This window comes from Shewanella sp. 10N.286.51.B8 (assembly GCF_041469325.1).
Taxonomy (GTDB): domain Bacteria; phylum Pseudomonadota; class Gammaproteobacteria; order Enterobacterales; family Shewanellaceae; genus Shewanella.
The window spans coordinates 13715-28596 of sequence record NZ_JBFRKG010000040.1 but is presented as its reverse complement, the minus strand read 5'-3'; the positions used below and the strand labels follow the sequence as shown (position 1 = coordinate 28596).

The following is a 14882-nucleotide window of genomic DNA, read 5'->3' as shown; positions in this document are numbered from 1 at the left end:
TTTGTGTAACTAATTGATTAATAATAGTACTAAAAACCCAACCTTTCGCGTTGGGTTTTTTTATGGCTTTTTTTTCTAAAACCACTTGTATCCCTTAGGTAAATAGCGCAATATCGCCGCCCTTAAAAACGGACTTAATTTCATATTGACAATAAGCTGGGCGAAATCTCATAAATTATTGTTAAGCTTTAGAAGGAACTGACTAACCTTTTACCTATATTGAATATGACGTATGCACGCTAAACCCAATGCCCAGTTATCGCTTTTCTCCCTCACTTGGCCATTATTTTTTGACTTTGCGTTGCACTTTTTGACCGCAGCTTTAAATACATTAATGATTAGCCGAGTTTCTTATCAAGGGGTTGCCGCACTGTCAGTGGGCAACATGGTATTTGAGCTATCGATTACGCTTTTTAGCTTCGTCAGTATTGGCGCCAGTGTGGTGATCACTCAATATCTCGGTGCCAATAATAAGGCAACGGCTAGCGACGTTGTTTACTCGTCGATAGGGTTTAATTTATTAGTGGGTGTGGTTGCGGCATTAGGGGTATTTAGTGGTGCAGGATTAATTCTACATCTAATGAATTTACCTGCTGAGCTGATCCCAGATGGTAAACTTTACCTGCAAATTGTCGGTATTTGTTTAATACCTGAGGCGATGGCAATGTGTCTTGCTGCAGGGATGCGAGCCCATGGCTTTACCCAACAAGCCATGTGGGTCACTTTACTGATGAATGTGATTACCTTTTGCGGCAACTTGCTGTTACTTTACGGCTGGTTTGGTTTGCCGCAAATGGGCGTTGCAGGTGTGGCTATTAGCACGGTTGTAGGGCGCTTAGTTGGCATGACATTAATGGCTTACTTATTTGTTAAGTACACCAAAATCCAACTTAAACTGCTTGAAATTATCAAACCTAAAAAGCAGCTTCTTAATAAAGTTTTTCATATCGGACTGCCTGCAGCGGGAGAAAATATTTCTTGGATGCTGCAATTTATGGTGGTGACCGCCTTTGTGGGATTAATGGGCGATAAAGCCCTCGCCGCACAAGCTTTGTACTTCCAAATTTGTATGTTTATCTTGTTATTCGGCTTATCTATTGGCATTGGTAATGAGATTATTATTGGTCATATGATAGGCGCCAAACAATATCAAGCTGCTGAAGCACAAATGTATAAAGCACTCAAGATAGGGCTAATCGTCACCACTATAGTGGCGGCATTAGCTGCTGCTTTTGGCGAGCATTTAGTGGCCTTTTTTACCAAGGACCAAGATATCCTTACTATGGTTGGTCAGCTATTTATTCTAACTCTATTAATGGAACCTGGTCGGACATTTAATCTGGTCGTCATTAATGCCTTAAGAGCCAGTGGCGACGCTCGTTTCCCATTTTTTATCGGCCTTTTATCTATGTGGTGTATTGCTGTGCCTGGGGCATACTTTTTAGGAGTACATTTAGATTTAGGCTTAGTAGGCATTTGGTGCGCTTTGGCTGTGGACGAGTGGGTTAGGGGCTTATTGATGTTATGGCGCTGGCGCAGTGGGCGTTGGCAGCAAAAGTGCCTAGTGATGGCTTAGTGATAATTTGGCAGCGCTAAGCTGATGCAGCACAAGAGATTATAGAAAATGGTTTTTAGGGTTTTGTATTAATCGCTTTAATAGGTGAGTAGTTTTTTCATTTTCGCTATCAAAGTGTTAGAATTCGGTTCGATTTTTGGGGTGAGTTTGAAACTATTGTAATTAAAGGACTTGATGACATGAAAAAATTGCTACTTGCTGCAGCTGTAACTTTAGCTATGCCGTTTGCTGCCCATGCTGGTGCAGACTTTGTTGAAGGTGATAAAACCTTCGCTGGTGAGGCTGAATTAGGCGCAACACTAACAACGGGTAATACCGATACTTCTTCAGTTAAAGCGCGTTTAGGTTTGAAACAAGAATTAGGCAATTGGGAGAATGCATACCTGCTAGAAGGTTTGTATAAAGAAGATTCTGGTGAAAATACTGCTAAACGTTACTATGCCGGTGTTCAAGGCAACTATCAGTTCGACGAAAAAAGCTATATGTATATCACCGCAAACTATGAAGCCGATCCTTTTACTGGTTTTGATTACAAAATGATTGCTTCAGCGGGTTATGGTTACAAGTTTATTGATAATGAAAGAGCTTTTTTGAGTGCAGAAATCGGTCCAGGTTATATCTATAAGCAATTAGATGATGAGCAATCATTGGCATTAGGTTATGACACTGAGGACAGTGTTGTTGCTCATGGTATGATGAACTTTACCTATAAAATTACCGATAGCTCAACTTTTAGCCAACTGTTTGTTGCCGATTACGGTGACAACTTAGAAGGCCGCTCTGAAACTGCGCTAACGGCTAATATCATTGGTGCATTGGCAATGAAGTTTGCTGTTATTGTGCGTTATAACGATGCACCACTTGAAGATAAAAAGAGTACTGATACTGAAACCAATATGACTTTGTTGTATGCATTCTAATTAGTTTTTGGGGCAAGCGCCCTTAAAAAAATCGTCATATCAGAAACCGAGCTATGCTCGGTTTTTTTTTGCTTAATAATACAGCTTTATTGATACAAAATTAGCGCAAAAAAAAGCTCGCCAACTATTGAAAATGATTTTTATGTTCGCTAGGGGTGGTGGGTGGTGTTACTAAGTATCGGTTGATGTTGATCTGTGTTGGTTTCGGTGTGACTTTGGTGCAACTTGGTTAACAGTTGTATGCTTTTGCGGGCCGTTGGAGTTGATTTATGTCGAAATTTCGCGGCGTAGTTCACGAATTTTAATCTTGTCTGACTATCAGTTGTGTGGATCACAAATAACTATTTACTGCTCCGCTATAATCTAATGATATATAGAGCAATATGAGATGGACTAGGCATGCAAATTGGGTGTTGTTGGTTTGATGATAAGCAAAAAGTGCTTAGCAACCAATCCAAAGCTACCACATGGCAGCTCAATAATAACGAATTCTGGGTGTTGAGCTTATTAGCAAAACATCGCGGACAAGTTGTGCCTATCGAAAGCCTCTCTTTCCCCACTGATGGCCAGCATCAGCAGCAAATTTCAGAAGAAGATTTACAACAAATAATTGTGTTGTTTCAGGATTATTTAGGCGCTTCTCATAGCAGGCTAATAGAGTTAATCCCCAATCAGGGTGTCATTCTTTATACTAAAGTCGTTTCTGGTAAGAATAGCCTATTTGATTCACCTAATAAGGTGATTTCTTATGGTCAGTATATTGTGATTATTTTGCTAACGTTAATCGCACTATTTTTTGTTCATTCACACCTTAATAATCAAGAATCGGTGAAGCCGGATGCTAGCCGAGAGTTTTTAACTCAACAAGGCAATGTTTCTAACCTGTATTTATATGCCTCTAAAGCCAGTGAAATCGATTTAGATTTAAGCAGTATTGCAGACCGTATCTCTAATCAGTTAAGAAATTGCCCCATCATGCCTTGGGATGCTATTTCCGCCACTTTGGCTGAAGATAATAAAGCCGTCAGCATCGTAATGAAAAAACGCCTACCCGATCGCTGGCGTTTTTATAATATCAAGGTTTTGAGGGATCAAGCCCAGCATAGCTTTGTAACGCCTGCGTGGCTAAAAAAGGTAAATATTTGTGGTTAAAGCAGTAACAGATTTTTTGTTAACTAGAATTGGTCGTGTTGTTTTTACTGTCGGTTTCATCGTAGTCTCTTGTATTTCGGTGTTAATGTTAGAGCAGTTTGCTGATACAAGAGATATATGGGCCTTTGATTGCCAGAGTGATTTATATGAATTTAGCGCTGACAAAGAGCATACAATCGAGCTTGATCATGGACCACTATTTTTAGCATTAACAGTTAAAAATAAGCAAATTCAGTTGAATTATTACAATGCCAAAGGTTCAAAAAACCATGAATATGCAACATTCGATGGCGATTTGACTGAACTAGAGGTTGGTGACATGACCTATAAATTAGATTTAGTGTTAACCGATGCTCAGTTTAACCAAAATAATTCCTATTTGAGAAAGTACCTCGCCAAAGAGCTTAAAACCACAGCGGCTCAGTTGCAAACTCAAACACAGCTGCATATAGCTGTTCAAGTCTTAGAAATGGATATTGATAATAAATATATCTTAATGAAATTTAAGCCCTACAATATGCTTTGGGCATGCCGTTTACATGAATAATGGTATAGTTTTAGTTATTTACGCCTCCTTTATCTGCTGAAATTCGTTATAGTTAAGGCAAGGCAAACTCTGAGATAAAATACTTCCATAGTGGCTAAAGTCAAAGTAAAGAAAGAAGAATCATTATCGATTAAATTCAGCCATCAAATGGAGGCTGGGCAGCAGCGCAGCTTTGATTTATATTTTTACTTACCCACAGAAATGGGGGTTGGCGAAAAAACCCTAGACGAAGAAGAGTATTACCACAGCGCAATGCTTGGGCGGCGGTCTTATTACTCTCAAGGGTTACACCTACCATTAGTACAAAACCGTTTTGCCAGTATTAATAAACGCACTAAAGAAGAGTTCCGTTTATACCTCAACTTATTTGCCTATCAATTTGCCGTAGCCATTGAGACTGATGCAAAAGAATTGCGTCTTATCACTGACCCTGACGACTTTTATCCCGCATTAACTGAATTAGGTGAGTCGGTCACTCAGTTACTTAAAAAGTTTCGCCGTAACGAGCCCAGCGATGAAAAGCTCAAATCCTACTTCAATAATGCTGACAATTACCTGTCCTGGTTTTGTGAACAACAACTGTTAAAAACCTTAGCTTATCGGCCGCGTAGTGCTGAATATAGTGATGTTAAAGATCAACTGGTGGCGTTATGCCGCGCTGAGCATCATTACCGTGAAGAGGAAAGAAAGTATAACTCATCCGGCACCAAGCAAGATGCTAATCGTATTTCAAATAAGATGCTGTTATTAAGGCGCTTAATACAACAAGGTGTGGTATTAAAGGAGGAGCTAAAACCTTTAGGCATAGGCTTGAAAAAGTTCGTGACGGGATTAGCTACGGGGTTAGTGATGATGGTGGTATCAGCACTGATCATTAAGGCCCAAGGGGTGTTTAGCGGCTTAACCATGAGTTTGGTGGTTACCTTAGCGGTGATATACGGTTTTCGTGAAATTTTTAAAGAAGATGTACGGGTTGCGATGTGGCGTTATATTCAGCGAGGACGTCCACGCTGGAGTCAGATTTTAAGGGATACCACCACCCAAGCCGTGATTGCTAAGCAGTTCGTATGGTTGGATTTTATCCGCACCCAGGATATTCCCGCTGCAGTCGCTGAGATAATGAAACAGCGGCATAGGCAAAATAAAGTCGATGCCGTGGTGCTGCATTACCGTATTGCTTCAAAGGTGACCAACAAAGAATTTGAAGCTGGCTACTCCAAAATCCAAGAGCAAGTAAACTTTAGCTTGGTGCCATTTGCCCGTCACTTAGAGCGTGGTAAGGCAAAAATCTATAGTGAACAAGATGGCAAAGTCAGTAACGAATCAGTAGAAAGGCGCTATCAAGTCAACCTTGTTGCAGTGCTAAAAGATGGCAAAGGCCCACTTGAATATGCCCGTTACAAAGTTATTATGAGCCGCTCTAGTATCATTGAAATTACTCAAAGCAAACTGCCAGGTGGGCTGTTAGAAATTGGCGAATAAGTTGCTTATTCGCCAATTAGACTTTAGCTGTAGTGATGATATAAGGCTGGCTATGATTAGCGAGCCTTACGGGTAAAGGCTTGGCAAATATTTTGGTTACCGGTTTGCTTTGCACGCCTTAATGCTACCTCTGCATTACTGAGATAATGTTCAAAAGACTGCTGCTCTAGATACCCAGAAATACCGATATTAATCCCTTCATTTAATTCATTTTGCTCCAATCTATCCATAATGCTCATGGCGTATTTGTGTGCTTGAACGGAATCACTTAGTGGCAGCAATATCACCAAAGAGCCTAGACGCCAATGGGCGATTTGAAAGCCTGTGGGTAAATCGATGAGTAACTGCATTTCAATGTCTTTTTGGCGTTGCTCTAAATGGTCTATATCACTGATGTGACTTATGAGCCCCTCAGGGTTAATGTCCATGATCAATAAGCAGGTTTGTTCACGGCTAGACTCTGTTAGGGTATTAAAATGTAGTTCTAATTCTGAAAGCTGCAATACCATTGAACTCAGTGGCGTTTGTTGATTAGGTAATTGTTTTAGCGCTGTTTGCGGCAATAGATTTTCAAAAGTACAGATAAAATACTCGTGTTCACCGTCGACAGAATGCTCCGAGCGAATATTGGCTTTTAAGCTAGTTGCAAAAGGGGTTTCACTGCTGGCGATTACTTGGCCCTTCCATTTCCCTTGCAAGCTGATGCGGCTATTGATATCGGCCCATTGTTTGGTGATGTCTTTACCTAACAGGCTTAAGATATTGACATTGCTGTCAGCAGCGAGGGCCATTAAGTTTTTAAATTTAAGGTTATATTTGAGTAATTGACCGCTGGAATCCGTTAATGCCGTGGCTACAGCGCTCTCAGATAATAACTGGTAACGGTATGCTTGATGCTTTGCTTGGGTAAGTTCGGTGATGTTTTCAAAGGTCACCAGCCAGTATTGCTCACTGTGTTTATTTTTATAGCTGGGCTGACAACATAGTGAAATAGTGCAGTTGTCATTATTTAAATTGACCACCTGCTTCCAAGTGACATTGTCACGCATGGCTTCAGTGAGCTGTTTATATTGCTCATCTTCTAATGACAATACGCGCTGTAAACTGCGCTCAAACAGTGATTTAATACTGGTTGATAGGGTATTAGCTGCTTGTAAATTGGCTTTGATGATGCGACCGCTAGTATTCACTATTAAGCAATTTTGATTACTGTTAAATAATACGCTGGCTAAATTAATACTATTGCTATTGGCGGTGCTTTCTAAATAGAAGCGATGCTTTAACACCAATAAACTGGAGGCTAACGCGGTAATGATCAAAGAGAAGCAAATTAACATATAGCGCCAGTGATCAAACTTTGCAGCGATATCCTCATGGCGAATATAAGACAGTAGATAGTATTCTCTTACCTCTGCATCTTGAGGTGCTACTTCAACCTTTAAAAACACAAAAGTGCCACTGTCAGTATGAAATTGACCAAAATGGGTGTTGGCCATGTGTTGCCATAATTCTGGGTATGACTGAATAATACTGCTGCCCAATGTATTAGGTAGTCTTTTCATGGGAAACTGCTGATTACCGCCCGCATAGAGCACGCCTTTAGAGCCAATAAGCAGTAATGGCGAGTTATGGTTAAAAAATGCCGGTTTGATGGATTCGAGTATTTCAGAAACCGAGTTGTAGGTCACTAAGTAACCGCGAATACTTTGGTCGTTATTTTCAATCCATGCCAACTGGTAAACATAAGGGGTTAACTTGCCATTTATTGGCACAAATTGAATATTGGAGTAGTAAGTGTCATTGCCTCCCATTGTATTGGAAGCTTCTAGAATAAATTCAGGGATAGTGACGTTACTAAAAGCATCTGTTGAGCTTATGCGTGGATTACCTTGGGGATCAAACAGGGTTAAACCTAATAACTCAGGAATATTGTTAAGCAATATGTCCCAGTTTTCTTCTAGCTTATGACGTTGCGCCTCAGATGGATTGGCTAAATATTGTTTCACAAGCTCTGCTTTCGCGAAAGCTTGGGTGCGAAATTGAAGGAAGTTAATTTTATCCGATGCGAGGGTGCCTACTGTTTGTATTTCACTATAACGCTTATCTGCCCAATCTTCTTGTAGGCGCCTTTCGCCTAACTTAAGCAGTAGCACAGTCAAAATGACAATACTTAACAGCATAACCAATAATTGACTAGACAGCGCTAATACATGTTGTCGCGCCCATTGAATATCTTGGGTGGAGATTAAAACAGACTTTGAGACGTTTTTATTAGTATATCTCTTAAACATTCACTTACTTATTTTTAACAGTCCCGGTAAGTGAATGTTAGCACGAATGCCCCATAAGGTTGACCTTAGAGACTGAGTTTTTCAGTAATTTTTTGTTCAAAGGTAAAAGTTACCATAAGGGCAAGTGGAGCCAATAATAAAGCTTAATCCAGAAGCCTCTTGGTTTAGTTAGCCAACAATATCCAGTTGACGACATTTAAAGGTTGCGCCTCGTTGCTCAACTAATATTTTACAACGGGCAATATCAACCCCTTCAAGGCCATTGATTGCCGACACCTGTACATCACTTATAAAAGTGGGCGCCATTTCGATAAAGCTGAGTACAGCAGCAAATGCGTGTTTCAATTTGGGCTGACAATGCTGAATATACAGGGCTTCAGTATCGGCATTGAGCGATATTGACAAGCTATCAATACAAGATGCTAACTCAGGTAATATATTGCGCCGATGGAAAAGGTTAGCTAAGCCATCGGTATTTAAACGCACTTTCGCACCTGATTTTTTAAGCTGCGTAGCGACCACTAATAAGGTCTCAAGGTTTAAGGTTGGCTCGCCATAACCGCAAAAAACATACTCATCAAAGTCAGCAGCATTGCCTAATAAAGGAATAATATCGTCAGGCTTCACTTGCCTATCAAGAGATAATTCATATTGATGAACTTGTTTTGAGCCATTATGTTTGGGGCAAAACTGGCATCTTAAGGTGCAGCGACCAGTAATATTAAGGTAGCGACTGCCGCGAATATCATAGACTAAGGTGTTGGCTGCGGTATCATTTGTCGCCGTTGCTGTGGTATTCGTTTTTGACATTGTGGTTTCAGGCTTCATCTGAATATCATTATTGCAGTGTGATTAAATGATATTAACCTAAGCCAATATTGATATCTGTTTGTGAGTTCGCATTATTGGCTAAAGCGCCAATTTCATGAGCTTTAGGCATAAAAAAGGGAGCTAAGCTCCCTTGTTAATGTACTTGGACTAGGCGCTAATAATAAGCTTCATCGTCTTCTTTTTTCGGCTGCCACCACCAGTTAAATATCCGCCGCGTTAACTGCTTCACATCATCTAAAATGATGTACAGCACAGGCACTAAAATCAGCGTTACTACAGTGGAAAACAAAATACCAAAGGCTAATGATGTTGCCATCGGAATGACGATTTTAGCTTGCAGGCTTTTTTCTAACAAAATAGGTACTAAGCCAACAAAGGTCGTCATTGAGGTTAAGATTATTGCTCTGAAGCGATAACAGCCCGAGTCGATGGCTGACTCCATTAACGAGAAGCCTTTGCGGCGGGCGCGGTTAACAAAGTCCACCAAAATCAGTGAGTCATTGACCACAACCCCAGCCAAGGCAACAATGCCACAAAGGCTTAATACACTCATGGATATCCCAAGAATGAAGTGACCCACCAAAGCGCCAATCATGCCAAATGGGATCACCGACATAATGATTAATGGCTGGCTATATGACTTTAATGGAATCGCCATCAAAGCATATATGGTAAACATGGCAAAAAAGAACCCTTGCAAAAGGCCCAGCATGGCATCTTGTTCATCTTGACTGCCACCATCTAATGCGGCGTTGACCTCTTTGTAGCGCTCAGTCAATTGCGGTATAAATTCTTCTTGGATTTCACCAACCACTTTTGATGGCTCAACGGTGTTTTTGTTCACATTAGCGCTAATGGTAATCGCTCGGCGACCATCAACACGAGTAATTGATGCAAAGGATTCACCTAGCTCAATATCTGCCACCGTTGAAAAAGGCACAGCAACACCTTGTGGGGTACGAATTAACATGTTTTCAAGGTGACCAATGGTGCGGCGCTGCTCTAATGGGTAGCGCACCATCACTTTGATCTCTTCTTTGTTACGAAGAATTCGCTGGGCTTCATAACCATAAAAGCCATAACGCACCTGACGGGCTAGATCTGACAGGGTTAACCCTAGTGCTTCGGCTTCTGGGCGAATGTTGAGTCTGATCTCTTGGCTACCAGATGAAAAGTTATCCGAGATATCGAACACACCTTCATAGGTGGCAAGTTTAGCTTTTAACTCTTTTGAGGCTTGGGCTAGTTGCTCTAAGTTACTTGAGGTTAATCTAAACGAAATATCGCCGCCGGCATCATTGGTACTGGCAGAAATATTAAGCTTTTTCACTGATAATAATTCAGGTAGCTGTTTACGCCACTCTTCAGCTATTGTGACACCGTCAATTTCACGATCTTCACCTTTTGACAGCTCAGCAAAGATAAACCCAGAGCTACTGGAATTTATCGCGATAAAGCTGTGCTTTAACACGTCAGAGCCAGTATCTTCGACAAACTTTTCATTCATGGCGTACAGCGCTTCTTCAACTTGCTGTACCACATATAAGGTATTGAGCTCGGAGCTGCCTTCTTCCATCTCAAGGTTGACTTGAATAAAGTCCGACGGAATATCAGGGAAAAATACCCAACGAACTTTGCCACTGGCAACCAGTGCGATAGATAAAATCAGTACCCCGACAAACACCGCCACAACGTTGTAGCGATTTTTAATACAAGTACCTAAAAAGTTGCGATAATTGTTGTGAATAAAGTATTGCAGCTTCTCATTAATCCACAGTTTAAATTTTGAGAATATGTTAGTTGGCGGGCGCTTTTTCTTCACTTTCATATGAGCTAAATGCGCCGGTAAAATCAATTTTGATTCGATAAGTGAAAACGCTAACGCTAGGATCACCACCATACCGATGGACTTCCAAATTATCCCCATAGGTCCTGACACCATGATCATCGGTATAAAGGCGGCAATTGTGGTGAGTACGCCGAAGGTTGCGGGCATGGCGACCTTTTGCACCCCTTTAATGACATTCTCTAAGGAGTGACCGTTGTTTTCTACTTCTGTGTAGGCACTTTCGCCGATGACAATGGCGTCATCCACCACGATCCCCAACACCAGAATAAAGGCGAATAGGGTTAACATGTTGATTGACATGTTAAAGGGCTCTAATGGCATCAATAATAAAGTGCCAAGAAAACACACGGGTAAGCCGACCATAACCCAAAATGCCAGTTTCAAGTCGAGAAACAAGGCTAAGATCATAAACACCAATAATGCACCATAAAACATGTTTGATAACATCATGTTTAAGCGGCCTTCAAGGTAATGGGTTAAATCTCCCCAGGTATCTAGCTCGACATTGGCGGGTAGGGTGGTTTTCTTATCGGCGATATAGCTTTTAACTTGCTCTGAAATCGTCAGCGCGTTTTGATCGTCAATGCTGGTGATTTCAATAATCGCGGCAGGTTTACCATTAAAGCGGGTGTATTCAATGCGCTCTTCGAAACCATCTTTAATGGTGGCAACATCGGGTAGCATGATACGGCTGCCATCTGGGCGGGTGGAAACCACAATGTTGGCAAAGTCGGCTCCAGTATAGGCCTGGCCTTTAGTGCGCAGCAAGATATCACCATCTTGGGCTCTAATTGAGCCACCGGGTAAATCTATCGAAGAGTTTTGTACCGCTTGTGCGACTTGAGTGAAGGTTATTTCATATTCACGCAGCTTATCTTCTGATAACTCAATGCCTATTTCATAATCTAGCACGCCATTAACTTGGGCACGTGTGACAGCAGGTAAATCGGTAATATCATCACGGATGCTTTTAGCCATTTCTTTCATCTCATGGAGACTTAAGTCGCCATAGACAGAGACCCAGATGACATTGTTTTCAGGTTTTATTTGGAAAATATTCGGCTTTTCTATGTTGTCAGGAAAGGTTGAAATCGCATCGATACGCAGCTTAGCCTCATCTAAAACTTGCTGAACATCATAACCGTCTTCAACCTCAATGGTGACTGTTCCTACGCTATCACTGGCAACTGAGGTGACCTTGGTAATACCATTAATATCTTGAATGGCCTCTTCGATTTTAATATTAATCCCTTCCTCAATCTCTTGAGGTGCAGCGCCAGGGTAGGCTACTGAGATCGTCAGCAAATTAAGTTCAAAGCTAGGGAAAACTTCCTTATTAATTAATTTGGCGCTGAATAAACCACCAATGAGCAGGGCTGCCATAAGTAAGTTAGCGGCAACACTATTGCGAGCAAACCAAGCAATAATGCCTTTGTTGTAATCGATATCGTTATCGGAGGCTGAGTTTGAATTAGTGTTATCCATTACAGATCACCTGCTATGGTTATTTCATCACTGTTTTCTGCTGGCGCTTCTAGTTCCTCATCTGGCGCGTCAGCTTCTTCACCTAACAATTTCACTTTCTGGCCTGAGGTCATATTATTGATATCGGTGATCGATACGCGCTCACCACTTTTCAGGCTACCCTTAATATAGACATGTTCAATATCGGTGCGCACGATATTAACTGGGCGTATTTCAATGGTATTGTCGTCTTTAACAATGGCAACTTGATTGTCTCTTACCACATAGCGGGGTAGCTTCACTATGCCATCGACAGTGCGACCAGTGATAACGGCAGTCACAAAGCTGCCATATTTAAGTGGGAGTTCATTTTCGCCGCGCTGCTGTCTTAGGTAAGGATCTTTAACTTCTGCGACTAAGTAAACCATACGGTTTTGCTCATCAATGACGTTTTCACTGCGGACAATATTACCTTGCCAAGTAAATGAATTACCCGCCAAAGAAGCGCTTAAAGTGACTGAGGTATCAGGGTTATCCACCGACTCTAAGTAAGCTAAATCATTGTTGCTCAGTGGTAAGCGAACTTCAGCAATGCTGATATCGTATAGCTCACCTAAATTTGTCCCTAAAGAGACATATTGGCCTAAATCGACGTTACGCGCTTTAATGAGGCCATCAAATGGGGCTCTTATCACTGTGCGCTCTAAATTTCGCTGAGCACGGGCAAGTGCGGCTTTAGCGTATTTGACATTGGCTTGTTCTTTTTTCAGTTGCGGTATACGCAGGCCTAATTCTGGCGGTAGGCCATCATCAAAATCTTTAAATTCAATTTTAGCGACTTCACCACGGGCGACTTCTTCATTAAGCGCTGCATAGGCTTGGGCAAGGCTAGCTTCTGCTTGGATAAAATCAGCTTCATAATCTGAAGGTTCAATTTGTGCTAAAGCTTGACCTTGTTTGACTATACCGCCGGCGACAAAACTTGGATCTAGGCTAACTAAACGGCCTTGTACTTCGGTGACTAACTGGGTTTTGTATTTAGGGCTGACAACACCATACGAAGGCAGATTTAACGAGACTGTTTGTAGCTCGACGTCAATGACATCAACAATAGCAATTTTAGCTTGTTCTTGTTTTTGCTCAGGAGCTTCTTTGGTACTTATCAGCACAAAAGCTAAGCCTGCGAAAATGATCAGGATAAATAAAGGCGATAGGATTCTTAAGATTCGTTTCATTGGTAACTGTATCCATACAAAATATTACATCAGAGAGTAACTCTATTTTTTTCATGACTTTTAGAGTCTTATACCCGCTAAATTAGCAGAGTTCGTCAGCGAGCTAAAGCGATAGATGTAAATTAAATGTTTCATAAGATTTTTTCATCTTTATTTAGGGTTTTACACTATAAAACTGATTTTTAGATAAAAAAAAGCCCTGAAGCATTATATTGATTCAGGGCTTAAACAGTTTTTTAATCGCGAGAGAAAGGCTTACTTTTTCTTTTTCGCTTTTGCTTTTTTAGATTTTTTCTTCGCAGCGATTTTCACTTTGTCTTTTTTCTTGCCAGGCACTTTCGCTTCTTTGTGCGTTGGTCGTAAACCGTCGATGTAACGACGTTTTAGTGGCTGCTCAATATAGCGCTCAATTTTATTAACGATGCGCATATCATGGGCTTCAATTAATGAAATTGCCGTGCCTTTCGCGCCTGCGCGTGCAGTACGTCCAATACGGTGAACATAGGCGTCGGCTGAGCGAGGCATATCAAAGTTAATCACGTGGGTGATACCTTCAATATCAATACCACGGGCTGCAACATCGGTTGCCAGCAAGATATTGACTTCGCCTTTACTGAATTTACTTAAGGCTTGGAAGCGCTTTTTCTGCTCCATATCACCACGTAAGAAAGCGCAAGGAATTCCGGCTTTAAGCAGCTGGCCTTCAAGGCTTGCTACAATTTCACGGGTTTTTACGAATACGATAGTGCGCTTAACTGACTCTTGCTGAAGAATGTTGCATAGCAAGGCAAATTTATGGGCTTGATTATCGGCAAGGTGAGCCCATTGGTGAATTTTGGCTTTTTCACTGCGAGGTGAGTCAACGTCAATCGTGACCGGGTCATTCAATAGCACTTGCGCGAAGCGCGATACACCGCTGCCTTCAAGGGTGGCAGAAAATAACATATTCTGCTTACGGCCTTGGGCCTCAATGGCGATAGTTTCTACCACTGACGAGAATCCCATATCTAACATACGGTCAGCTTCATCAATGATCAGGATTTCAACTTCTGTTGCTTCAAACTGGCCTTTATCAAGATATTCAACTAGGCGACCGGGAGTGGCAATCAATAAATCGACATTGTCTTCAAGTTGTTCTTCTTGGGGGCCGTATGGCACACCACCGGTGATAATACCAATATCGAGATCTAAATCGGTGGCAAGGTGGCAAGCGTAACGATGAATTTGGCTAGCAAGCTCACGTGTTGGGGTTAGGACTAACACACGGGCTTGACCATTGAATCGTCTTGGGAAATCAATCAAGTGTTGTAATGCCGGCAGCAAAAAGCTGGCCGTTTTACCGGTACCTGTTGGCGCTTTAGCTAAAATATCCCGTTGTTCCATCGCCATTGGCAATGTTTGTTGTTGAACTGTGGTCGGGCTCAAATGTCCCATGGCCTTTAATGAATCTAAAAGCATTGGATCTAGGTCAAAATCTTCAAATAGCATGCGCTGTAGGTCTCACTGATTGATAGCCGAGCATTATAACCTAAGAA

10 protein-coding genes are annotated in these 14882 nt (G+C 41.5%); 5 read left to right on the top strand and 5 right to left on the bottom strand.

Annotated elements, in window-relative coordinates:
* Positions 1–232 precede the first annotated feature (232 nt).
* The 5 genes from AB4160_RS15285 (at position 233) to AB4160_RS15265 (ending at position 5677) form a co-directional block, all read left to right on the top strand.
* Positions 233–1576, top strand: coding sequence for an MATE family efflux transporter (locus AB4160_RS15285; RefSeq protein ID WP_102531937.1), 1344 nt, complete (start codon positions 233–235; stop codon positions 1574–1576).
* Between the two features lie 179 nt (positions 1577–1755).
* Positions 1756–2496 carry a DUF481 domain-containing protein gene (locus AB4160_RS15280; protein WP_102439698.1) on the top strand — a complete coding sequence of 247 codons (741 nt, stop codon included), beginning with the start codon at positions 1756–1758 and terminating at the stop codon, positions 2494–2496.
* Between the two features lie 399 nt (positions 2497–2895).
* Positions 2896–3648 carry a hypothetical protein gene (locus AB4160_RS15275; RefSeq protein ID WP_102439697.1) on the top strand — a complete coding sequence of 251 codons (753 nt, stop codon included), beginning with the start codon at positions 2896–2898 and terminating at the stop codon, positions 3646–3648.
* Positions 3649–3664: 16 nt separating this feature from the next.
* A complete protein-coding gene (locus tag AB4160_RS15270; protein ID WP_372005380.1) occupies positions 3665–4195 on the top strand; it encodes a hypothetical protein in 531 nt (176 codons plus the stop codon).
* 90 nt (positions 4196–4285) lie between these two features.
* Positions 4286–5677 (top strand): hypothetical protein, encoded by a 1392-nt coding sequence (locus AB4160_RS15265; RefSeq protein ID WP_102439695.1) that lies wholly within the window; start codon positions 4286–4288, stop codon positions 5675–5677.
* A gap of 56 nt (positions 5678–5733) precedes the next feature.
* Here the strand turns inward: AB4160_RS15265 and AB4160_RS15260 are convergent, their stop codons facing one another.
* The 5 genes from AB4160_RS15260 to srmB all read right to left on the bottom strand — a co-directional run bounded on the left by AB4160_RS15260 (position 5734) and on the right by srmB (position 14835).
* Positions 5734–7968, bottom strand: a complete 2235-nt coding sequence (locus AB4160_RS15260) for a PAS domain-containing protein (RefSeq protein ID WP_372005377.1) — start codon at positions 7966–7968, stop codon at positions 5734–5736.
* 168 nt (positions 7969–8136) lie between these two features.
* Positions 8137–8778 carry a TatD family nuclease-associated radical SAM protein gene (locus tag AB4160_RS15255; RefSeq protein ID WP_241904103.1) on the bottom strand — a complete coding sequence of 214 codons (642 nt, stop codon included), beginning with the start codon at positions 8776–8778 and terminating at the stop codon, positions 8137–8139.
* 175 nt (positions 8779–8953) lie between these two features.
* A complete protein-coding gene (locus AB4160_RS15250) occupies positions 8954–12094 on the bottom strand; it encodes an efflux RND transporter permease subunit (RefSeq protein WP_372005396.1) in 3141 nt (1046 codons plus the stop codon).
* Between the two features lie 38 nt (positions 12095–12132).
* Positions 12133–13347 carry an efflux RND transporter periplasmic adaptor subunit gene (locus tag AB4160_RS15245; protein ID WP_303412067.1) on the bottom strand — a complete coding sequence of 405 codons (1215 nt, stop codon included), beginning with the start codon at positions 13345–13347 and terminating at the stop codon, positions 12133–12135.
* A 255-nt stretch (positions 13348–13602) separates the two neighbouring features.
* Positions 13603–14835, bottom strand: a complete 1233-nt coding sequence (gene srmB, locus AB4160_RS15240; protein WP_102476937.1) for an ATP-dependent RNA helicase SrmB — start codon at positions 14833–14835, stop codon at positions 13603–13605.
* Positions 14836–14882: the final 47 nt, after the last annotated feature.

Excerpts from the sequence above, each read along its gene's own strand:
- AB4160_RS15285 (WP_102531937.1), top strand. The coding sequence starts at position 233 with ATGCACGCTAAACCCAATGCCCAGTTATCGCTTTTCTCCCTCACTTGG.
- AB4160_RS15280 (WP_102439698.1), top strand. The coding sequence starts at position 1,756 with ATGAAAAAATTGCTACTTGCTGCAGCTGTAACTTTAGCTATGCCGTTT.
- AB4160_RS15275 (WP_102439697.1), top strand. The coding sequence starts at position 2,896 with ATGCAAATTGGGTGTTGTTGGTTTGATGATAAGCAAAAAGTGCTTAGC.
- AB4160_RS15260 (WP_372005377.1), bottom strand. The coding sequence starts at position 7,968 with ATGTTTAAGAGATATACTAATAAAAACGTCTCAAAGTCTGTTTTAATC.
- AB4160_RS15255 (WP_241904103.1), bottom strand. The coding sequence starts at position 8,778 with ATGTCAAAAACGAATACCACAGCAACGGCGACAAATGATACCGCAGCC.
- AB4160_RS15245 (WP_303412067.1), bottom strand. The coding sequence starts at position 13,347 with ATGAAACGAATCTTAAGAATCCTATCGCCTTTATTTATCCTGATCATT.
- srmB (WP_102476937.1), bottom strand. The coding sequence starts at position 14,835 with ATGCTATTTGAAGATTTTGACCTAGATCCAATGCTTTTAGATTCATTA.